Source organism: Nocardioides cavernae (assembly GCF_013410035.1).
Lineage (GTDB): Bacteria > Actinomycetota > Actinomycetes > Propionibacteriales > Nocardioidaceae > Nocardioides > Nocardioides cavernae_A.
This window is the reverse complement of sequence record NZ_JACCBW010000001.1, coordinates 1,528,820-1,549,654: the sequence shown is the minus strand read 5'-3', so window position 1 is coordinate 1,549,654 and position 20,835 is coordinate 1,528,820. Positions and strand designations below refer to the sequence as shown.

General features: G+C 72.1%; 19 protein-coding genes. 9 read left to right on the top strand and 10 right to left on the bottom strand.

What is annotated here, in order from left to right; genetic code table 11:
* Positions 1 to 74: 74 nt before the first annotated feature.
* A complete protein-coding gene (locus F4692_RS07515; protein ID WP_179618928.1) occupies positions 75 to 455 on the bottom strand; it encodes a hypothetical protein in 381 nt (126 codons plus the stop codon).
* On the opposite strand from F4692_RS07515, the gene F4692_RS07510 reads away from it, so the two are divergent.
* The 3 genes from F4692_RS07510 to F4692_RS07500 all read left to right on the top strand — a co-directional run bounded on the left by F4692_RS07510 (position 454) and on the right by F4692_RS07500 (position 2,347).
* Positions 454 to 1,491, top strand: coding sequence for an HNH endonuclease signature motif containing protein (locus F4692_RS07510; RefSeq protein WP_257029525.1), 1,038 nt, complete (start codon positions 454 to 456; stop codon positions 1,489 to 1,491). The genes F4692_RS07515 and F4692_RS07510 overlap by 2 nt on opposite strands.
* Positions 1,492 to 1,633: 142 nt before the next feature.
* A complete protein-coding gene (locus F4692_RS07505; RefSeq protein ID WP_179618927.1) occupies positions 1,634 to 1,954 on the top strand; it encodes a hypothetical protein in 321 nt (106 codons plus the stop codon).
* Positions 1,955 to 2,056: 102 nt separating this feature from the next.
* Positions 2,057 to 2,347: a DUF1540 domain-containing protein gene (locus tag F4692_RS07500; protein WP_179618926.1), complete on the top strand. Its 291-nt coding sequence runs from the start codon at positions 2,057 to 2,059 to the stop codon at positions 2,345 to 2,347.
* 45 nt (positions 2,348 to 2,392) lie between these two features.
* Here the strand turns inward: F4692_RS07500 and F4692_RS07495 are convergent, their stop codons facing one another.
* From F4692_RS07495 to dnaB, 4 genes are all read right to left on the bottom strand, one after another.
* Positions 2,393 to 4,813 carry a 5'-nucleotidase C-terminal domain-containing protein gene (locus tag F4692_RS07495; protein WP_179618925.1) on the bottom strand — a complete coding sequence of 807 codons (2,421 nt, stop codon included), beginning with the start codon at positions 4,811 to 4,813 and terminating at the stop codon, positions 2,393 to 2,395.
* A 160-nt stretch (positions 4,814 to 4,973) separates the two neighbouring features.
* Positions 4,974 to 5,981, bottom strand: coding sequence for an RNA polymerase subunit sigma-70 (locus F4692_RS07490; RefSeq protein ID WP_179618924.1), 1,008 nt, complete (start codon positions 5,979 to 5,981; stop codon positions 4,974 to 4,976).
* A 100-nt stretch (positions 5,982 to 6,081) separates the two neighbouring features.
* Positions 6,082 to 6,267 carry a hypothetical protein gene (locus F4692_RS07485; RefSeq protein ID WP_179618923.1) on the bottom strand — a complete coding sequence of 62 codons (186 nt, stop codon included), beginning with the start codon at positions 6,265 to 6,267 and terminating at the stop codon, positions 6,082 to 6,084.
* Positions 6,268 to 6,330: 63 nt separating this feature from the next.
* Positions 6,331 to 7,734: a replicative DNA helicase gene (gene dnaB / locus F4692_RS07480; protein WP_308645199.1), complete on the bottom strand. Its 1,404-nt coding sequence runs from the start codon at positions 7,732 to 7,734 to the stop codon at positions 6,331 to 6,333.
* Between the two features lie 550 nt (positions 7,735 to 8,284).
* Here dnaB and F4692_RS07475 point away from each other — a divergent pair.
* The 4 genes from F4692_RS07475 to F4692_RS07460 all read left to right on the top strand — a co-directional run bounded on the left by F4692_RS07475 (position 8,285) and on the right by F4692_RS07460 (position 16,176).
* Entirely contained in the window at positions 8,285 to 9,610 is a 1,326-nt protein-coding gene (locus tag F4692_RS07475; protein WP_308645198.1) for an MATE family efflux transporter, read from the top strand.
* Between the two features lie 33 nt (positions 9,611 to 9,643).
* Positions 9,644 to 10,792 (top strand): hypothetical protein, encoded by a 1,149-nt coding sequence (locus tag F4692_RS07470; RefSeq protein ID WP_179618920.1) that lies wholly within the window; start codon positions 9,644 to 9,646, stop codon positions 10,790 to 10,792.
* 191 nt (positions 10,793 to 10,983) lie between these two features.
* Complete coding sequence (locus F4692_RS07465; RefSeq protein WP_179618919.1) at positions 10,984 to 15,675, top strand: S8 family serine peptidase; 4,692 nt, start codon at positions 10,984 to 10,986, stop codon at positions 15,673 to 15,675.
* A gap of 87 nt (positions 15,676 to 15,762) precedes the next feature.
* On the top strand, positions 15,763 to 16,176 hold the full coding sequence (locus tag F4692_RS07460; protein ID WP_179618918.1) for a hypothetical protein: 414 nt from the start codon (positions 15,763 to 15,765) through the stop codon (positions 16,174 to 16,176).
* A gap of 132 nt (positions 16,177 to 16,308) precedes the next feature.
* Here F4692_RS07460 and rplI read toward each other — a convergent pair whose 3' ends face one another.
* From rplI to F4692_RS07435, 5 genes are all read right to left on the bottom strand, one after another.
* Positions 16,309 to 16,755 (bottom strand): 50S ribosomal protein L9, encoded by a 447-nt coding sequence (rplI, locus tag F4692_RS07455; RefSeq protein ID WP_179618917.1) that lies wholly within the window; start codon positions 16,753 to 16,755, stop codon positions 16,309 to 16,311.
* A gap of 14 nt (positions 16,756 to 16,769) precedes the next feature.
* Complete coding sequence (gene rpsR, locus F4692_RS07450) at positions 16,770 to 17,006, bottom strand: 30S ribosomal protein S18 (protein ID WP_056603689.1); 237 nt, start codon at positions 17,004 to 17,006, stop codon at positions 16,770 to 16,772.
* Positions 17,007 to 17,099: 93 nt separating this feature from the next.
* Positions 17,100 to 17,708, bottom strand: coding sequence for a single-stranded DNA-binding protein (locus tag F4692_RS07445; RefSeq protein WP_179618916.1), 609 nt, complete (start codon positions 17,706 to 17,708; stop codon positions 17,100 to 17,102).
* Positions 17,709 to 17,822: 114 nt separating this feature from the next.
* Positions 17,823 to 18,113 (bottom strand): 30S ribosomal protein S6, encoded by a 291-nt coding sequence (gene rpsF / locus F4692_RS07440; protein ID WP_129426827.1) that lies wholly within the window; start codon positions 18,111 to 18,113, stop codon positions 17,823 to 17,825.
* Positions 18,114 to 18,272: 159 nt separating this feature from the next.
* Entirely contained in the window at positions 18,273 to 18,818 is a 546-nt protein-coding gene (locus F4692_RS07435; protein WP_179618915.1) for a hypothetical protein, read from the bottom strand.
* 171 nt (positions 18,819 to 18,989) lie between these two features.
* On the opposite strand from F4692_RS07435, the gene F4692_RS07430 reads away from it, so the two are divergent.
* The gene (locus F4692_RS07430; protein ID WP_308645197.1) at positions 18,990 to 19,907 is read left to right on the top strand and encodes a serine/threonine-protein kinase; all 918 of its coding nucleotides are present in this window, start codon (positions 18,990 to 18,992) and stop codon (positions 19,905 to 19,907) included.
* A complete protein-coding gene (locus F4692_RS07425; RefSeq protein WP_179618914.1) occupies positions 19,904 to 20,713 on the top strand; it encodes a deoxyribonuclease IV in 810 nt (269 codons plus the stop codon). Before F4692_RS07430 ends, F4692_RS07425 begins: the two co-directional genes overlap by 4 nt.
* Positions 20,714 to 20,835: the final 122 nt, after the last annotated feature.

Below are 20,835 nucleotides of genomic sequence, written 5' to 3'. Positions count from 1 at the left end.
AGGCGGGGAGCGGGCCAGGGCGCCTCACCCCGTCGACGGTGCTGACAGCCGGGCCCGCATTGCTCTCAAAGCTGCTATCGGCGGCTGGTGCTATAATCGAACACATGATCGAGACGCTCGAGCAGGCCGCCGCGGAGGTCGACGACGACCTCTCCGCCGCCGGCCTGCTCGCCGCGATCCGCACCGCCCGCGACACCGAGAACGCTGCCGCTGCCCGTCAGCTCGATCTCGCCGCGCGGTGGGCGGACCTCCACCGGCCGGAGTCGATCCACTCCGCCGCCTCGTTCACCGTCCCCGGCTGCGAACACGAGGAACCCATCGCAGGACCCGGTACGCCCCTGGTGGCGGAGTTCTGCATCGCTGAGCTCGGTGCGGTGCTGGGGATCTCGACGACCGCGGCGAAGCGGCTCGTCGGGCACGCCCTGGAGCTGCGCCACCGACTCCCGCGACTCCATGCCGGACTCCAGTCCGGTGCCCGCGTGGCGGGCCCGGTCGGTAGCCGAGACGACGATCCACTCCTCACCCGCATTGACCGTCGAGGCGGCAGCCTTCGTCGACGCGCAGGTCGCCGCGGTCGCGGGACGCGTCGGGCCCGCGCAGCTGGACAGGCTCGTTGCGGAAGCGATCCAGCGGTACGACCTCGCCGACGCGGACCCGTCTGCTGATCCGGAGGACGGGTGGCAGCACGTCGACCCCCGCCACGCCACCCTTCACTCCGAGGACGTGCACTACGCCGGGACGATGAGGTTCGAGGCCGAGCTCGACATCGCCGACGCCCTCGACCTCGACCGCGCACTGGCCCATGGCGCCGCAACGATGAAGGCATTGGGCTCGGATGCGTCTCTCGACGTCCGCCGCTCCGCCGCCCTCGGTGATCTCGCGCGCACGCAGACCGCCCTCGACCTCGCCACCAACGAAGGTGGTCGAGTAGCCCGCGAGGAACGAGCGGGCGTATCGAGACCCGACCTCCCGCATGCCCGCGAGGTCGTCCTCCACGCCCACTTCAACGCGAGCGACTCCCTGCTGGACGCCACCGGTCGCCTCGAGGAAGGCCAGCGCCTGGTCCTGCTCGACCAGGTCGAGGACTGGTGCACCGACACCCACACCAGGGTCACCATCCGACCGGTGATCGACCTGAACGCCGAGCTGTCCTCCCCGGCCTACGAACCCACCACCCGCATCCGCGAGGCCGTGATCCTCCGCGACCGCACCTGCGTGTTCCCCTGGTGCACCCGCCCGGCACGAGCCTGCGACCTCGACCATGTCGTCCCGTTCGAGGCGGGCGGACCCACCTCCACGTCGAACCTCGCACCCCTGTGCCGCACCCACCACAGGCTCAAGACCCACAGCTCCTGGCGCTACAAGACCACCGCACCCGGGACGTACGACTGGACCAGCCCCCACGGCCACCGCTTCCGACGCGACCCCACCGGCACCCGAGCGATCGACACCGGACCACCGCCCGACATCCCGCGACCCCGCCGACGATGACCACGCCCCACACCCCGCCAGTCACCACGAGGGCGGGGCCACAGGCGCGTCCGTGCACAGAAGGAGCTCCGACCCCGCTGGTGGCCGCACGTGCCGTCGCCAGACTCTGGCGGTCACGGCCGTGCCGTCGCACACTGGGCCCATGCGCAACCTGACGCGGCGCCTCGCCCCGCACGCCCGAGCATCGTGGGTCACCTTCGCCGCGGTGGCGTCTGCGGTGCTGGTCGCCGCAGTCCTGGTCGTCGTGCTCAACGGTGGTGACCGGCCGGGCGTCGTCGCGACGGTGGCCACGTGGTTCGTGGCGATTGTCGTGCTGGGTGCGTTCCTCGACGCGATTCTCGTGCCGGGCAACCCGGACGTGCGCCGACGTGCCGGGCACGACGCCGGGTGGACCGGGGTCGGGGCCGCCGTCGGCCTGCCCGGTGGCGGATCCGGCGGCGACGCAGGCGGGTCCTGCAGCTGACACCTCGGGTCCGTCGTTCGACGGGCGACGGGGGGCGGAACCACCGGTGAGGGAAACCTGTCCTGTCTGGACGTACGCCCGGCGCGGGCGCATGGTCGGTGCATGACCACCATGAACCTGCCGATCATCAGCTCGTGCAGCGTCGACGGCTGCTCGTACAACCACGACCACGACTGCCACGCCGGTGCCATCACGGTCACGGACGCCGCGGGTGCGGCGTGCGGGACCTACGTCGACGCCAGCGACAAGGGCGGCGTCGACGCCAGCGGCCGCGTGGGCGCGTGCCACCGGTCCGACTGCACCCACAATGACCACCTGGAGTGCACGGCCTCCGGCGTCGAGGTGGGCGCCGGCGCGGACCGTGCCGACTGCCTGACGTTCGCGCCGGCCTGAGTGCCCGGGACCGCTCACGCACCTCGTAGGTGAGGTGCGTGGCGGTCAGGGGGCGACGGCCCTGACCTGCAGGGTCCGCGAGGTCGAGAGGGTGCCGGCGTCCCCGGAGTAGGTCACCGTGACGCGGGTCGCGCGCGGCCGCGGCAGCTTCGGCAGGGTGAGCACCGCCTTCCCGCGACGCACGGTCCCCTGCACCGTCCTCCGTCCGACCTGCGCCGTCACCGTACCGGTGGGCGTCGCGCCGCTGGAGCGGACGGTGACGACGAGGGTGGCCCGGGTGCGCCGGGCCACGATCCGGCCGGGCCTGACCTTCACGCCGATCCGCGCCGTCGCCTTGAGCGCCGACGGCGACGGGGCGACGACGGGTACGGGGGTCGGCGTGGGTGCCGGGGTGGGATCCGGGGTGGGGTCCGGGGTGGGCGTCGTGGGGGCCGCGACGACGTCGATCGGCAGTCGGACCGTGGTGCCGGTCGTCCGGCCGACGATCGTGACGGTCGTGGGGGCGGTGGGGAGGCCCACTGGCACGACGGCGCGCACGGCGACAGCGCCGCGCTGGTCGTACGGGTCGTCGTCGTCGCCCGACTCGGTGACGGCGAAGGATCCTGCGGGGCGGCCGCCGATGCTCACGTCGACGACGGTGTCCACCGGGTCGGTGGGGTGGGAGTACGACCACGAGCGGAGGTCGACGGCGTACGTCGTGCCGGCCGGGTAGGTGGTCGTACCGCCCGGGACGTGCACGTCGACCGCACGCTGCGTGGCGGGCAGCGCGACGGCGCCGCCGGCGGAGACGTCGGCGAGGTACGCCGCGAACGCGGACCGCGTGCTCGCGTCGGGCAGCCGCTCGACTCCGACGTCGAAGGCGCGGAAGTTGTCGCCACCATCGGCGAGCGAGCGGCTGGCGGTCACCGAGTAGGTACCGGTGGGGAGGATCGCGACGCCGTCGAGCCACATGCCGGTGACCCGGTCGCCCTCGGGCCGGGTGGCGTCCTCGGTCCAGGTGAACCCGGTGGAGGCGCCCAGCCGGCGAAAGGCGGGCGTGGCCACGGCGTCGTCCGCGGTGCGCTGCCACTGCTGCTCGAGGACCGCCTTCAGCTGGGCCCCGGTGAGCCGGCGGTTGACCAGCGGCTCGTCCGCGACCGCGGCGGCGGCCTGGGCGTACGTCACGTCGCCGCCGCTCGGGACGAGGTCCGCCTGCAAAGAGGTCGGGCTGACCAGGGCGATCCTCGCCGTGCCGCCCGCCGCACCGCGCGTGGCCCAGCGCTGCGAGTCGGCGACGAGGTGGGCCAGGGTCGACTCCGCCCCCTGACCGCCGCCGGCGCCGGTCGCGCGCCTGGCCGGGCCCGCGAGCTCCCCCAGGACCACCGTCGGGGTGACCTGGATGTCGCGGAAGCTGACCTGGTCGGTGACGTCGGCGGTGACGGCGCGGTTCTCGAGGCCGATGTGGCCGGCGGTCGCGGCGGTGCGGTCGACCACGTTGACCGCCACGCCGTTGAGCAGGACGCGGATCCGCCTGGGGGTGAGCTGGACGTCGAAGTGGTTCCACGAGCCGACGGGGTCGACCGCCGCGGCGACGGCCGTTGCGTCGGCGGGCTGGGTCGTGCCGCCGTAGGTGATGGCGCCGGTGTCACTCGCACCGATGCGCACCTGGTAGCCCCCGGTGGGGTCGGCCGAGGTGTTGGTCGAGGAGGCGACGTAGACGCTCGAGGCCGCCTTGGCGTCCGCGCGCCTCCAGTCGACGCCGAGGGTGTAGGGCCCCGTCTGCTCCGCGGTCGTCCAGGTGGCACCGCGACCGCGGAAACCGCGGATGGTGCAGTCGGTCTGGTGGCCGAACCCGCCGGCCCCGGCCTTGCGCCACTGGTCGAACGACGCGAAGGTCCCGTCGAAGAGGCGCGTCGCACCGGGGGCGACGGGGGTCGGTGCGCACGTGTCGGGGGCGGTGCCGCCGACCTGGATCGCGTCGAAGTTCAGCCGGCACATCTCGACGGCGCGGTCGCACTGGACGGTCAGGGTGTTGGTCCCCTGCTGGAGCGTGACGGTCGCAGGCGCCCACGCCCACGACTCCCAGCTGCCGGTGAGCGGGTAGCTCACGCTCTGCCGCGAGCCGCCGTTGGTCAGCAGGCCCATCGCGCGCGTGACGTTCTCCTCAGCCGACAGCGGCCCGGCGGCGTACCGGATCCAGACCGGGTACGTCCCGGCAGCCGGCGCCTGGAACGTCATCGCCGACGTCATGCCGGTCTCGCGGAAGGTGTAGGAGCCGGTGCCGGAGAAGTTGCCGTGGTCGCCGGAGTTGAGGGCGGGGCCGCCGGAGATCGCACCGTCCTCGACCTCGAGCCACGCGACCTGCTCGTCGCCCACGGCGGCACCCGCCGGGGCGGGGACCGCTGCGAGCGCGCCGACGCCGGCGACGGCCAGTGCGGTGACAGCCGTCGCGAGACGACGGAGGCGGTGGGTGAGGGGCAGGGACACGGTGATCTCCTCCGGGCAGGGCTGTGACGCATGCCACAGCAGCCACGGACGCTACTCCGCTCAGTTCACCATGTCGAACCATGTTCCAGAATACGGATTGAGCGCGGTCGACGTCCGGGCACGCAGCCCCGGTTCACGTACGCGAACCCTTCCCGAGAACTCACCCGCCGTCCTGGTCCGGCCCCAGTCGCTCGGGCAGCCCGAGGGAGGGGAAGCGGTCGCCGTGGAAGATCGTGATCTCGGTGACCGTGCCAGCGGAGATGCGCAGCACGTCCAGCGTCAGCGGCAGGAAGGCCTGCTCTGCCTCCCGCCACAGGTAGTAGGCCGCGGCCGGCTGCCGGTTGACGGTGGTGGGCACCGCGCGCAGACCGGTCATGGCCGGGTAGCCGTCGGCGACCCACGCGGCCAGCACGGCCTCGCGGCCCACGGTCAGGCCGTGCGAGGGCGGCATCGCGAACCGCACGTCGTCGCGCATCATGGTCGCGATCGCATCGACGTCGGTGGCGACGCTGGCCTCGGTGAAGCGGCGCACGAGGTCGAGCGTGGCGGGGTCGCCCTCCTCCCCCGTCCAGTCCTGCCGCTCGGCGGGCAGGTGCGCGCGCATGCCGGCACGTGCGCGCTGGAGCGCGCTGTTGACCGAGTTCACCGAGTCGCCGAGGAGGTCGGCGACCTCCTTGGCCGGCCATCCCAGGACGTCACGCAGCACCAGCACCGCCCGCGGGCGCGGCGCCAGGTGCTGCACGGCGACGAGGTACGCCAGCTCGATCGTCTCGCGGGCCAGGGCCTGCGCCTCGGGGTCGTCGTCGGCCGGGGCGGGGAGCTCGTCGAGGAGGTGGTCCGGGTAGGGCTGCAGCCACCTGACGTCCCCGCCGGTCGCCGGCTTGGGCCGGAGCCTGGCCAGCAGGTCCAGGCACGCGTTGGTCGCGATCCGGTAGAGCCACGCCCGCAGCGTCGAGCGGCCCTCGAAGGTCTCGCGCCGACGCCACGCACGCAGCATCGTCTCCTGCACGGCGTCCTCGGCGTCCTGGAACGACCCGAGCATCCGGTAGCAGTGCACGTGGAGCTCGCGCCGGTGCACGTCCGCCATCGCGGCGAACGTCGCCTCGTCGAGGTCGTCGAGGTGCACCTGCTCCGCCACGCGAACCTCCCGCCGTAGGTCGACCGTCATCGCTCATCCTTCCGTCCGTGGTGTCCTGTCACACCTATGACGGCGGCGCGGGCGAGAACTCATCACGCCCGGGAGCGGACGACGGGAGGGAGGGCGCTCCTCAGTCGGAGGGCACGAGCACGGCGAGCCCGAACAGGTAGATCAGGACCAGTGCGGCGATCAGCAGCACGAGGTAGATCAGCGGCTTCCACACCGGGCGCTTCTCGGCGTTGAACGGCTGGTTCATCGTCGGGCGGTCACGGTGCTCGTCGCTCCCGCGGAGCTTGCGGATGTCTTCCTCGGCCATGGCAGCCCTCCTCCTCGTCGGCTGCCGATCCGTACCCGCGGCACCCGAGGGCATGCGCCGGCGTCAGCCCTGGGCCATGTCGACGAAGCGGGAGTAGTGGCCCTGGAACGCCACGGTGAGGTCGCGGGTCGGGCCGTTGCGGTGCTTGGCCACGATCAGGTCGGCCTCGCCGGGGCGGGTCGACTCCTTCTCGTAGACGTCGTCTCGGTGGAGCAGGATCACCATGTCGGCGTCCTGCTCGAGGGAGCCGGACTCACGCAGGTCGCTCATCATCGGGCGCTTGTCGCCGCGCTGCTCGGGACCACGGTTGAGCTGGGAGAGCGCGATGATCGGGCACTCCAGCTCCTTGGCGAGGAGCTTGATGTTGCGGGAGAACTCCGAGACCTCGAGCTGACGCGACTCGACCTTCTTGCCCGAGCTCATCAGCTGCATGTAGTCGATGACGATGAGCTTGAGGTCGTGGCGCTGCTTGAGGCGGCGTGCCTTGGCCCGGATCTCCATCATCGTCATGTTGGGGCTGTCGTCGATGAACATCGGCGCGCCGGAGACCTGGCCCATCTTGCGGGCGAGCTTCTCCCAGTCGTCGTCGCGCATCGTGCCGTTGCGGATGTGGTTGAGCGGCACCTTCGCCTCGGCCGACAGCAGGCGCATCATGATCTCCGAGCGCGTCATCTCGAGGCTGAAGAACACGCTCGTGAGGTTGTTGTGGATCGACGCCGCACGGCAGAAGTCGAGCGCGAGCGTCGACTTCCCCATCGCGGGTCGCGCCGCGACGATGATCATCTGGCCGGAGTGCAGGCCGTTGGTGAGGTCGTCGAGGTCGGCGAAGCCGGTCGGCACGCCGTAGAGGCCGGCCTCGCGGTTGCCGATCGCCTCGATCTCGTCGAGGACGCCGCTCATGATGTCGCTCAGCGGGGCGTAGTCGACGCTCGCCCGACGGTCGGTGACCTTGTAGACCTCGGCCTGCGCGTTGTCGACGACGTCGTCGATCTCGCCCTCGCCGGCGTAGCCGAGGGCGGCGATGCGGGTGCCGGCCTCGACCAGTCGGCGCAGGATGGCCTTGTCGCGCACGATCTCGGCGTAGTAGCCCGCGTTGGCCGCGATCGGCACGTTGGCCGACAGGGTGTGGAGGTAGGGGGCGCCACCGATGCGCTCTAGCTCGCCGCGCTTGGTGAGCTCGGCTGCCACGGTGATCGGGTCCGCGGGCTCGCCGCGGCCGTAGAGGTCGATGATCGCGTCGTGGATGACCTCGTGGGCCGGCCTGTAGTAGTCGACGCCCTTGATCACGTCGACGACGTCGGCGATGGCGTCCTTCGACAGCAGCATCGAGCCGAGCACGCTCTGCTCGGCCGCGTTGTCCTGGGGCGGGGTCCGGTCGCCGGCGGAGCGTGGCGAGTGACCGGGCTCGTAGGCGGCGGGTCCGTCGCCCCAGGCCTCGTCGGTGTCCCCCTCGAAAGCGACGCTCACCGAAGCTCCCCTCACTCTCTGCCGCCCGTCCGGCGAGCCTCGACCCGTGCCTCGACCCACCGCGTCCGACGGTAGGGACGACCACCGACAACGCCCGCCGCCGACCGCGGGCGGGTGCCGTGGTGGAACCACGTCCGCGCGAGACCGTACGTGCTACCCGGCGGCCTGCGGAAGCCAGCGAGCACCAGTTGTCCACAGGCCCTGTGGAGAAGGTGGGCATCGTCGTGGACGACACGCGCCGCGTCGTGCACACACGGTGGACCGAGCTGTGGAGAGTAGTCCCCGTCCGTCGTCGACATGGCCGCTGACCTGCACAGATGCGGTCCACACACTGTGGACGAAAATCTCTTCGCCGCTGTGGTCGTTCACCTGTCCGTCATCTGGAGGTCGCCGGTTGCTGTGTCGACACGAGGTGGTGACGAGTGCCACGGGCGCCTCATCCACACCGCCATTCACAGGTGGTCCGAAAGGACCATGGACGGGGCGGCGAACGGTCAGTATGCGAACCCGCGCGAGCGCCGACGTCCGGGGAGTTCCTAGGGTGGACGGTGTGCAGGCCGTCGACCGGGAGATCCTCCGCCTCGCCGTGCCGGCGTTCCTCGCCCTCGTCGCCGAGCCCCTCTTCCTCGTCTCCGACGCCGCGATCGTCGGCCACCTCGGCACCCCCGAGCTCGCCGGTCTCGGGGTCGCCGCCGTGGTGCTCCAGACGGTCGTGGGGCTCTGCGTCTTCCTCGCCTACGGCACGACCGCCAGCGTGGCGCGCCACCTCGGCGCGGGCGACCTGCGCTCGGCCCTCGCCCAGGGGGTCGACGGGGTGTGGCTCGCCGTCGTCATCGGCGTCGTCGCCACCGTCCTCGGGGTGGTGCTCACCCCGACCCTCGTCGGCGCGTTCGACACCGGGAGCGAGGTGGCCGACCACGCCGAGACCTACCTCGCGATCGCCTTCCTCGGCACGACGCCGCTGCTCGTGATGCTCGCCGCGACCGGCGTGCTCCGCGGCCTGCAGGACACGCGTACGCCCCTGCTCGTCGCGGTCGTCGGCAACGGCCTCAACATCGTGCTCAACGTCGTGCTGGTCTACGGCCTCGGCCTCGGCATCGCCGGCTCCGCGATCGGATCGGTGATCGCCCAGGTGATCAGCGCCGGGTGGTTCCTGGTCGTGGTCGTCCGCGCCGCCCGTGCGCACGACGCCCCGCTCACCCCCGACCTCGCCGGGATCCGGGCGGCCGCCCATGCCGCGGTCGCGCTCGTCGTGCGGACGCTGGCGCTGCGGGCGTGCCTGCTGGTCGGGACGTACGCCGTCACCCGGGTCGGCACCGGCGACGGCGACGTCACCGTCGCGACCCACCAGGTGGCCATCACGCTCTGGAGCTTCCTGGCCTTCGGCCTCGACGCCATCGCCATCGCGGCGCAGGCCCTCACCGGACGGGCGCTCGGGAGCGGGGACGTCGCCGGCACCCGCGCGCTCACCCGTCGGATGATCCGCTGGGGCTGGGGCAGCGGCATCGTGGCGGGAGTCGCCCTCGCGGCGGTGTCCCCCGTCGTCGGTGCGGTCTTCACCACCGATCCGGCCGTCCGCGACCTCCTCGTCCCCGTGCTGCTCGTCGCCGCGCTCGGGCAGCCGCTCGCCGGGGTGGTGTTCGTCCTCGACGGCGTCCTCATCGGCGCGGGCGACGGCGCCTTCCTCGCGTGGGCCGGGATCATCGTCCTCGTGGCGTACGCCCCGGCCGCGCTGTGGGCGGCCACGCTGCCCCACGGGCTGGTCGCGGTCTGGGTCGCGATGACCGTCGTGTTCATGGGTGCCCGCGGCGTCCTGCTCACGTGGCGCGCCCGCGGCGACCGCTGGCTCGTGACGGGGGCGGCCGTCGCTCGTTGAGCCGGTCAGCAGTCGACGACCGGGGAGGGCCCGATGGAGAAGAACCGTGCAGCCGCGCGGCTGGCACTCGTCACGCTGGCGACCGGGGCGCTGGTCCCCCTGACGGGCGCGACGGCCGCGCAGGCGACACCCGGGTGCCTCGACGAGACCGTCCCGTCGCTCCTGCAGGACGGGTGCGACGACTCCACCCCTCCTGACACCACGGCAGTCCCGAGCGTGACCCCCAACGCGGCCGGCCTGCTCGCCGTGTCGTCCCTCAGCCTCACGCTGGCCGCCTCCGTCACCGACGGGGACGCCGGGCCGTTCGGCCTCGAGTGCAGGCTCGCCGGCCCGACGCAGGCCCACGACTGGCGGGCCTGCGCCTCGCCGGTGGCGCTGAGCGGGCTGGTCGACGGGCCGTACGTCTTCGAGGCGCGCGCGGTCGACCTCGGGGACCGCGACCGGAATCCCGACACCCCGCTCGGCCTGGGCACCGTGGTCGACACCCCCGACCACGACCCGACGCCGGCGACCGTGCGGTGGACCCAGGACACCAAGGCGCCCTTCGTCTACGTCACCAGCACCACCTACGACGAGGTGACCCCCACCCAGCCGGTCGTCACGAGCGCGGCCGTGCCGCTGCGGCTCAACAGCAGCGAGCCCGGCTCCACCGTCGAGTGCCTCGACAACGGGCTCCCGGTCGCCTGCTCGCCCGGACGCTTCGCACTCGAGGGCGCGAGGGCCGGGCGCCACGTCTTCACCGCCCGCGCCATCGACGCCGCCGGCAACGCGAGCACCTGGTCGGAGGCCGTCGAGTTCTTCGTGCCGCGCAACCTCACCCGCCAGCGTGGCTGGACCACGGTCAGCGACGACGGCTACGTCCAAGGCGATGCCGTCACCGCGTCGCGCCGCGGCGCCCGGCTCGTGCTGCCCCGTGCCCGGGTCGGCGAGCTCAGGCTGCTCGCGCCGACCGGGCCGGCGTACGGCAAGGTGCGGGTGCGCGTGGGAAAGCGCGCCTGGCACGTCGTCGACCTGTCGGGGAGGAGGTCCTCGTCGACCCAGCACGTCGTCATCGACCGCTACTCCGGCATGCGCACCGGCCGGATCGTCATCGAGTCGCTGGGCGCCAGGCCGGTCGTCCTCGACGCGGTCGTCGCCCGGCCCAACCGCTTCCCGGCACCGACACGGCGCGAAGCGCCCTGAGCCCGGGACACCCTGCGGCGTTACGTCTCAGTTACAGGACGATCTCCGACGGTCGTTTTCGTTGACACGTCGGGCAGGTGTGACTTCAGATACAGGGGCTCCACCCATCCCTGCCCGCACGTCCGTACGCAATTCGTCTCGGGGGCGCGTCGTCGTGCAGCAGGGCCACCTGAGTCGAACGGGAGATCCGCGTGATCCGTAGGACCATCGCGGCCGGCGCTGCCACCAGCGTCGCTGCCGCCCTGCTCGTGCCGTGGGGGGTCGCCGCCAACGCGGCCGACGTCGACCCCGGCGCGCTGAAGTCGGCCGAGGCCAGCCTCGCCGAGTCGTTGGAGAAGGGACCGGTGCTCGAGCTCGGCACCGGCTCGGCCGCCGACATCTACTTCGTCCAGCTCGACGCCCCCGCCGTGCCCCGGCGTGCGGTCGCGGTCGAGCGCGGCCTGACGGCCGCGTCGTCCGAGTCGGGCTACCGCAAGGAGCTGCGCTCCGAGCAGGCGGACCTCGTCACCTCGATCTCCCGGGTGGCCGGCGGCGCGGAGGTGATCAACCGCTACACCGAGGCCCTCAACGGCGTCGCCGTGCGGATGACGCGCTCCCAGGCCCGCAAGGTCGCCGAGATCGACGGCGTCACGGCCGTCCAGGTCGACTTCGAGCGCGAGCTCACCACCGACCGCGGTCCCGAGTGGATCGGCGCGCCGGAGATCTGGGAGGGCACCGAGGTGCCCGCCGGATTCGAGGGCAACCGCGGGGAGGGCGTCGTCGTCGGCATCCTCGACTCGGGCATCAACCCCGACAACCCGTCGTTCGCCGACGTGGTCCCCGCCGGACAGGGTGGCGACGGCTACGACCACACCAACCCGCTCGGCGCCGGCACCTACCTCGGCATGTGCGACCCGGACAACGAGGACCAGTACGTCGCCGACTGGGGCTGCAACGACAAGCTCATCGGCTACTACAACCTCGAGGACCCCGAGGACGGCGGAGACCCGCTCGACGACCCCTACGACGACGACGGCCACGGCAGCCACACCGCCAGCACCACCGCCGGCAACCAGGTGGAGGCCACCGCCTACGCCGCCAAGGGCACCGACAACGAGTTCTCGGTGACCTCGACCATCAAGGGCGTCGCGCCCCACGCCAACATCATCGGCTACGACGTCTGCGACGGCGGCTGCCAGGGCTACTCGATCGTGACCTCGATCGAGCAGGCCATCATCGACGGCGTCGACGTCATCAACTACTCGATCGGCTCCAGCGCCGCGTCGAACCCCTGGACCGACCTCGACGCGGTGGGCTTCCTCAACGCCCGCGCCGCCGGCATCCACGTCGCCACCTCGGCCGGCAACGACGGTCCTGGCGCGGCGACCCTCGGCAGCCCCGGCGACGTGCCGTGGATGACGACCGTCGGTGCCACCACCCACGACCGCACGTACGTCTCGTCGGTCACGGACATCGTCGCCGACGACGCCCAGAGGTTCCCCGACATCGCCGGCGCGGGCCTCTCGGGACCGACCGACGGCTCCTACCCGGTCGTCGACGCCGCGGCCGCACCGTACGCCAACGCGCTCTGCGGCCAGCCCGGTGACAGCGAGGAGGCCGGGGCGTTCCCCGCCGGCACCGACCTCACCGGCAAGATCGTGATCTGCGAGCGCGGTGGCAACGGCCGCGTCGAGAAGGGCGAGAACCTCGCCGAGCTCAACGCCGCCGGCATGATCCTGGTCAACAACGCGGCGAGCGGCGACTCGCTCAACGGTGACGCGCACGCCCTCCCGGCGGCGCACCTCAGCTACGACGACGGCGTGGCGCTGCGGGCCTTCATGGCGGCCCACGCCGGCACCGAGGCCGCCCTCTCTGGCTCGGTGAAGAACGTCGCGGACGCCAACGGCGACATCATGGCCGCGTTCTCCAGCCGTGGCCCCAACCGCGCGGTGTCCTCGATCAGCCCGTCCGTCTCGGCACCCGGCGTGGACATCCTCGCCGCCGCCGGCACGGACAACGACGTCGTGTGGGAGTTCATCTCCGGCACGTCGATGGCCAGCCCGCACACCGCCGGTGCGCTCGCCCTGCTGAAGGGGATGCAGCTCGAGCTGCCCGCCGCCCAGCAGTGGACGCCGGCCGAGGCCCAGTCCGCACTCATGACGACCTCGGAGCGCGACATCACCGACTCCGACGGCACCGCCGCCGACTGGTTCGACATGGGCTCCGGGCGCATCGAGCTCCGCAACGCCGCCAAGGCGGGTGTCGTCCTCGACGAGACCCAGGCGGGCTACGAGGCCGCCGACCCCGCCGTCGGCGGTGACGTGCGCGACCTCAACACCGCGAGCATGGCCGACGACGAGTGCCTCCGCTCCTGCGAGTGGACCCGCACGTTCACCGGCACTGCGACCGGTGTCGGCACCTGGGACGTGTCGGTGGAGAACCTCTCCGACGGCATCACGCTCGAGACCGACGTCGACACCGTCGCGGTCACCGACGGCGGCAACGTCGACGTCACGGTCACCGCGACCATCGCCGACGGCACCCCCACCGGCGAGTGGCTCTTCGGCACCCTGGTGCTGACGCCGCCCGCCGGATCGACCGCCCCCGTGGCGCACCTCCCCGTGGGCGTCCTGCCCCCGTCGGGCGTGCTCCCGACCTCCATCGACATCACGACGCGGCGTGACGCCGGCTCGCAGGTCGACACCGACCTGCAGGCGATCGCCATCGACGACCTGCAGATCGACGCGAGCGGTCTGGTGCCCGAGGACCGGGTCGAGCTGACCGTCGTCGAGGACACCACCAACACCAACCCCTACGACGGCAACGGGACCAAGGTCGAGATGATCGAGGTCCCGGCCGGGGCGACCAACCTGATCGTGAAGCTGGAGAACCCGACAGCCCCCGACTTCGACCTCTACGTCGGCAAGGGCGCGGTGTCCGCGGCCAACCAGCTTGCGTTCAGCGCCTCCGCCGGGTCGAACGAGTCGCTCTCGATCGCCAACCCCGAGCCGGGCACGTACTGGGTGCTCGTGCAGAACTGGCAGGCCTCGCCCGGGGACGTCGACACCACCGACCTGGTGACGGCCGTCGTCGCGGGCGACCAGGGCAACCTGCGGGCCGAGGGCCCGTCGGGCGCCGTCCCGGCGGCCGAGCCGTTCGACATCCGCACCTTCTGGGACGAGGACCGCATGGAGGCCGGCCAGACCTGGCACGGCACCCTGACGCTCGGCACCTCCGCCCAGACGCCCGGCGACATCGGGGTCATCCCCGTCGTCGTCGACCGGATCGCCGACGACGTCACCAAGACGGCGGACGTGACCACCGCGGCACCCGGCGACGTGATCACCTACACGGTCGACGTCGCGCCCAACGTGGCGCGCGAGGACCTGGCCTACACGATCACCGACCCGCTGCCGGCCGGCACGACGTACGTCGAGGGCTCGGCGACCAACGGGGCGACGTTCGCCGGCGGTACCGTCACCTGGACGGGCACCGCCGAGGCGCCCAGCCAGGACGACGAGGCCTACTCCATCACGACCAGCGCGACCGACGCGTCCTGCGTGAACCCGCTGACCGGCGACGCCGAGTACTTCGACCTCCAGTCGAACCTCGGCATCACCCGGCAGCCGGGCGTCACCGGTGACGGGAAGGTCTTCACCACCGGCACGGGATACCAGTACGGCCTCTACGAGGGCTTCCAGCCCGGCGTCAGCTTCAGCGACGACGGGTTCCTGCTCTTCGGCGGAGCCGGCAACTACGGCACCTCCCCGGGTGTCACGCAGTCCGTCCCCGACGTGGCCGCACCCAACAACGTGCTGGCCATGCTGTGGCAGGACATGGTGTTCACGCACGACAACGCCGCAGGCGCGGGCGTCTCCATCGCCTCCGACGGGGCCGGCTTCTACATCGTCGAGTTCGACAAGATGCGCCGGAAGTCCGACCCGACCGGGGCGCAGGGCACCTACGACTACCAGGTGTTCGCCGAGGCCGGCAGCAACGACTACGTCGTCGCCTACGACAACCTCACGGGCCCGCTCACCGGCGTCACCATCGGCACGGAGAACGCGTCCGGCACCGAGGGCGACGCCCTGGTCAACAAGGGTGACGCCTCGAGCGCGATCGCGGACGACACGGTCGTGTGCTACACCGCCAAGCCCAAGGACGTCGACGGCGCGAGCTTCACCTACCAGGTGAAGGTCGACGCCGGGGTGGCGGACGGCGCGCTGACCAACAAGCTCGTGCACTCCGTGGACAACCCGGGCGCCAAGCCCGCCACGGCGAGCCACACCGTCGCGATCAAGGGCGTGGCGACGTCCAGGGTCGGCCTGGCCGTGACGCCGGACCGCATCCAGACGGGTGAGAGCACCACCGCGACCGCGATCGTGTTCAGCTCCAAGGCGGCGGCGCCGACGGGCACGGTCGAGTTCTGGGCGGGCACCCGCCTGGCCGGCACCGGCACGCTCGACGCCACCGGCAAGGCCACGGCCACGCTGTCCGGCTTCGACGCGGCCGGGACCATCCCGGTGACCGCCAGGTACCTCGGCGACACGGCCAACGCGGCGGCCACCTCGGCGCCGGTCAACCTGGTCGTCGGTGCGGTGGTCAAGGTGAGGTCGAAGCTCGACGTCGACGCACCCAGGACGGTCAAGAAGGGCAAGAAGGCGCTCGTCAGGGTCGCCGTCTCCGCCCCGAAGGTCGTCCCGACCGGCACGGTGGAGGTCACCGTGAAGGGCGCGCTGAAGAAGAAGACCTTCACGCTCACGCTCAACGAGTACGGCAAGGCGCGCCTGCGCCTGCCGAAGGCGAAGCAGCCCGGCACCATCAAGGTCACGGTGTCGTACCTCGGCGACGCCGCGGTGCTCGAGTCAAAGGACTCGGTGAAGATCAAGGTCGTCAAGAAGTGATCGACGGCTGATCCGGACCCGGATCGCAGGAGGGGCCGGCGGTGGCGACACCGCCGGCCCCTTCGTCGTTCCGGCATGCTGGACGCCATGAGGTCCGTACGCGCACTGCTCGCCGCCGCGGCCTGCTGCCTGGCGCTCGCGGGCTGCGCCGACGACGACCCCACGGCACCGCCGGGCGAGGAGAGCTCCGTGGACGAGACACCTGAGACCCCGGGGACCCCAGCCCCGCCGACCGTCCCCGGTGGCGGGTCGCCCGACGCGCTGCTCGCCGTCGACGACCTGGCGGCCGAGCTCGGTGTCGCCGCCGACCAGGTCAAGGTCATCTCGGTCGAGGAGGTCACCTGGCGCAACGGCAGCCGCGGCTGCGCCGAGCCCGGGATGGCGTACACCCAGGCGCTCGTCGAAGGCGCGCGGATCATCCTGGGGTCGGGCGGGAAGACCTACGAGTACCACGCCGGGGGCAGCCGGCCGCCCACGCGGTGCGCCAGGCCGACGGAGTAGTCCGCTGCGATAGGCCGGTGCAACAGGCCCGAGAGCGGCCATTCGTCGCGGACCACCGCGCTGTGCCCCACCCCGGACATGACAGACGCCCCGCCACCTCCGAGGAGGTGACGGGGCGTCGAGCGTCGTGCGTCAGGCGGGGACGACGTTGAGGGCCACCGTGGCGGACACCTCGTCGTGCAGCTTGACCGACACCTCGTGGGCGCCGAGCGACTTGATCGGGTTCGCGACCACGATCGTGCGACGGTCGACCGACTCGCCCGAGACGGCGGCGATCGCGTCGGCGATCTCGGCGGTGGTCACGGAGCCGAACAGGCGACCGCCCTCACCGGCACGGACCTTCACGTTGACGGCGTTGCCCTCGAGCTTCGCCTTGATCTCCTGGGCGTGGCCCTCGTCGCGCGCCGCGCGGCTCGCACGGGCGGACTTGATCGACTCGATGGTCTTCTCGCCACCGCGGGTCCACTTGATGCCGAGTCCACGCGGGACGAGGTAGTTGCGGCCGTAGCCGTCCTTGACCTCGACCACGTCGCCGGGGGCGCCGAGGCCGTCGACTTCCTGGGTCAGGATGAGCTTCATGTCCCGTGCTCCTCTCAGCGACCGGTGGACGTGTAGGGCAGCAGGGCGAGCTCGCGCGCGTTCTTGACGGCGATGGCCACGTCGCGCTGGTGCTGGACGCAGTTGCCGGTCACGCGACGGGCGCGGATCTTGCCGCGGTCGGAGATGAACTTGCGGAGCAGCGTGGTGTCCTTGTAGTCGACACCGGTCGCCTTCTCCTTGCAGAACTGGCAAACCTTCTTCTTGGGCTTGCGCAGAATTGCCTTGGCCATTGTGGTGCTCCCTTTCAGTGAGCCCGGCCCTGAAGGCAATCAGGGACGGAATGGTGATGTGTGTGTCAGGTGATCCGGATCAGGATCGGTGCATCAGAAGGGCGGCTCGTCGTTGCCGCCGCTGACCCCGGGCGTCGCCCACGGGTCGTTGGGCGGAGAGGACTGGCCGCCGCCTTGCTGGCCGCCCTGGGACTGACCGCCCCAGCCGCCGCCACCCTGGCCGCCACCCTGGGAGGGAGCCGGGCTGGCCCACGGGTCGTCGGCCGGCGCGGACTGCTGCCCGCCACCGCCCGAGTAGCCGCCGCCACCGCCGGAGTAGCCGCCACCGCCGCCCTGCCGCGTCGTCTTGGTGACCTTGGCCGATGCACTGCGCAGCGACGGGCCGACCTCCTCGACGTCGATCTCGAAGACGGTGCGCTTCTCACCCTCGCGGGTCTCGTACTGACGCGACTTGAGGCGACCCTGGACGATCACGCGCATGCCCCGCTGGAGGGACTCGGCGACGTTCTCCGCGGCCTGGCGCCACACAGCGCACGAGAGGAACAGCGTGTCGCCGTCCTTCCACTCGTTGCTCTGGCGGTCGAAGGTGCGCGGCGTCGACGCGATCCGGAAGTTGGCGACGGGTGCACCCGAGGGGGTGAACCGCAGCTCCGGGTCGTCGACGAGGTTGCCGATGACGGTGATCGTGGTCTCGCCTGCCATGTCAGGTCTCCTCTAGATGTACCTGTGTGGTCCGGGTGCTCCCGGTGATGCGCCCATCAAACAGGCACGCACCGACAGCGGGAAGGGTCTATCCACAGACGCCCGCGAGGGCGATCAGTGGGCGTCGGGACGCATGACCTTCGTGCGCAGGATCGACTCGTTCAGCGTGAGCTGGCGGTCGAACTCCTTGACCGTCGCGGGCTCGGCCGTCAGGTTGACGACGGCGTAGATGCCCTCGGCGTTCTTCTTGATCTCGTACGCCATCCGGCGACGACCCCACACGTCGACGGACTCGACCGAGCCGCCGTCCTTGCGGATCACGTTGAGGTACTTGTCGAGCGACGGCTCGATGGTGCGCTCGTCGAGACTCGGGTCGAGGATGACCATCACTTCATAGGCACGCATAGCGGTCTCCACCTCCTCTGGGCTAGAGCGGCCACGGGCTCTCCGTGGCAGGAGGACTCTGCGTTCGTGGCTGGCGACATCGGTCGCACGGCACGTGTCGCCCGCAGGCAACCGCAGGAGATTATCAGCGGCTGCCCCGCGGGCCGGAATCGTCGTGCGTCAGTCGGCGGAGCGCCGCACGGCCGCCAGGCCCGTGCCGGCGAGCGTCGCGAGCAGGGTCAGCCAGTAGCCGAAGCCTCGGCCCTCGTCCACGGAGTCGCAGATGCCGTCGATGCCGAGGTCGTCACAGCCGCCCCCGGGGAAGACGAACAGGGCCAGCAGGGTGAGCAGCGCCGCCCCCGCGAAGAGGCCGAGGACGGTCGTGCGCACCGGGAACGGGAGCGCGACGCCGAGGATCCTCGCGACGAGGACCCCGGCGCCGACGAGCGCGAGCAGCGCCCCGAACCAGCCCAGGAAGCCGCCGCTCCACGCGTTGCCGGAGTCGCTGGCCGAGGCGCCGAAGAGCTCGACGGAGACCGTGTAGTAGGGCAGGAGCGAGGCGATGAACGCGACGAGACCGGCGCCGATGATGCCGAGGTCCAGCCGGTGGGCGTTCTTGAGCGTCTCGACGGCCGCGTTGGCCTGGGCGGAGCCGGACGGGTCGGAGGGGCTCGACGCCGGCGTCGGGTCGGGCGTCGGCTCGGCGCCGGGCGTGTGGTCGGACATGGGTGTCTCCCCCCGTGGGTGGTCCGCGGTCGGGACCGGTCAGCCGGGAGGATCCCGTACGCGGCGCGGCCGCGGCAATGGGGCTGGCACCACAGGTCCAGACCTCGTGACGGTCCTCACCGCCTGTGGAGGACGGCCGCACGGGACCGCGCGCGGTCTAGCGTCGGGACGGTGACCGCGACCGACGCGACCCGGACCGCCACCGTCGTGGCCGGGCGCTACCGGCTGATCGACCAGGTCGGCTCCGGCGGCATGGGCTCGGTGTGGCGCGCGCACGACGAGCGCACCGGGCAGGTGGTCGCCCTCAAGGTCCTCGGCCGGCACGGGTCGGCGCTGCTCGCCCGCTTCGTCCGCGAGCAGGCCGTACGGGTGCGCCACCCCCACGTCGTCGCTCCCCACGGCTGGGCCGCGGAGGACGACCTGGTCGTGCTGGCCATGGAGCTGGTCGCCGGCGGCTCGGTCGCGGACCTCCTCCGCGAGCACGGCCCGCTCGACGCCGGCACCGCGGGCGTGCTGGTCGAGCAGCTGCTCGCGGGTCTGGCGGCGGTGCACGCGGCCGGACTGGTGCACCGCGACGTGAAGCCCGCCAACCTGCTCCTCGAGCCCACCGGCACGGGCCCGCCCCACCTGCGCCTCGGCGACTTCGGGGTGGCCGCCCCGGTCGCCGACGCGCGCTACACCACCGTGCCGGGTGCGATCGGCACCGACGGCTACATGGCGCCGGAGCAGGCGCGGGGCGCGCCGCCCGAGCCGACGCAGGACCTCTACGCGGTCGGCCGGGTAGCGCTCGAGCTGGTCACCGGCCTGCGACCCGCGCAGCAGGCCGGCGTCCCCTCCCACCCGCTGCGTCCGCTCGTCGAGCGGCTCCTCGTGCCCGACCCCGAGCAGCGGATCGCGACCGCCGAGGCGGCCCTGCGGCTGCTGCGCCGCCTGCCGCTCCCACCCCCGGACGGACCGCCCGTGCCCGACCGCATCGGCCCGCTGCCCCGCGTCCGGCGCGCCGGTGACGCGTACGCCTGGCTCGCCGTCGCCCTCCTCGTCGGCGTGGTCGTCGGGTGTCTGTGGCTGCTCCTAGGCTGGTCGTCATGAGCCCCAGCACCGCCACCACCCGGATCGGCGCCCACGTCGAGCAGACCGACCCGATCGCCGAGGCGCTCGCCCGCGACACGACGCTCGTCCAGTTCTTCCTCGGCGACCCGCAGGGCTACAAGGGCCCGGAGGTGCGCTTCGACGGCGGGGCCGCCGCACTGCGGGAAGCGGCGGAGGACGCCGGCGTCGACCTCTACGTCCACGCCCCCTACATCGTCAACGTGGCGACGACCAACAACCGGATCCGCATCCCGAGCCGCAAGCTTCTCCAGCAGCACATGGACGCCGCCGCGGAGATCGGCGCCAAGGGCCTGATCGTCCACGGCGGCCACGTCAACAAGACCGACGACCCCGCGGTCGGCTTCGACAACTGGCGCAAGGCCATCGACGCGACCGACATCAAGGTCCCGCTGCTCATCGAGAACACCGCCGGCGGGGACAACGCCATGGCGCGCCACCTCGATCGCATCGCGGGCGTGTGGGACGCCATCTCATCGGCCGAGGGCGCCGAGAAGGTCGGCTTCTGCCTCGACACCTGCCACGCGTGGGCGGGCGGCATCGACCTCGGCGACGCCGTCGACAAGGTCCGCGGCATCACCGGCCGCATCGACCTGGTGCACGCCAACGACTCGCGCGACGGCTTCGACTCCGGCGCCGACCGGCACGCCAACTTCGGGCAGGGCCACCTGCCGCCCGACGAGTTCGCCGCGGTCGTGCGCGAGGCCGGTGCGCCCGTCATCTGCGAGACGCCCGGCGGTGCCGCCGAGCACGTCGCCGACTTCGCCTGGCTGCGCGAGCACCTGTGAGACACCGTCCCGCCGAGCGGGACACCGTGCACATCCGTCAAGAAATCTCCGACGCCGAGGCAACCGGACGGCCGGCTCCTGCGTCTCACCTCACGTAGGGACCAGACACGTACGGGGGTCGT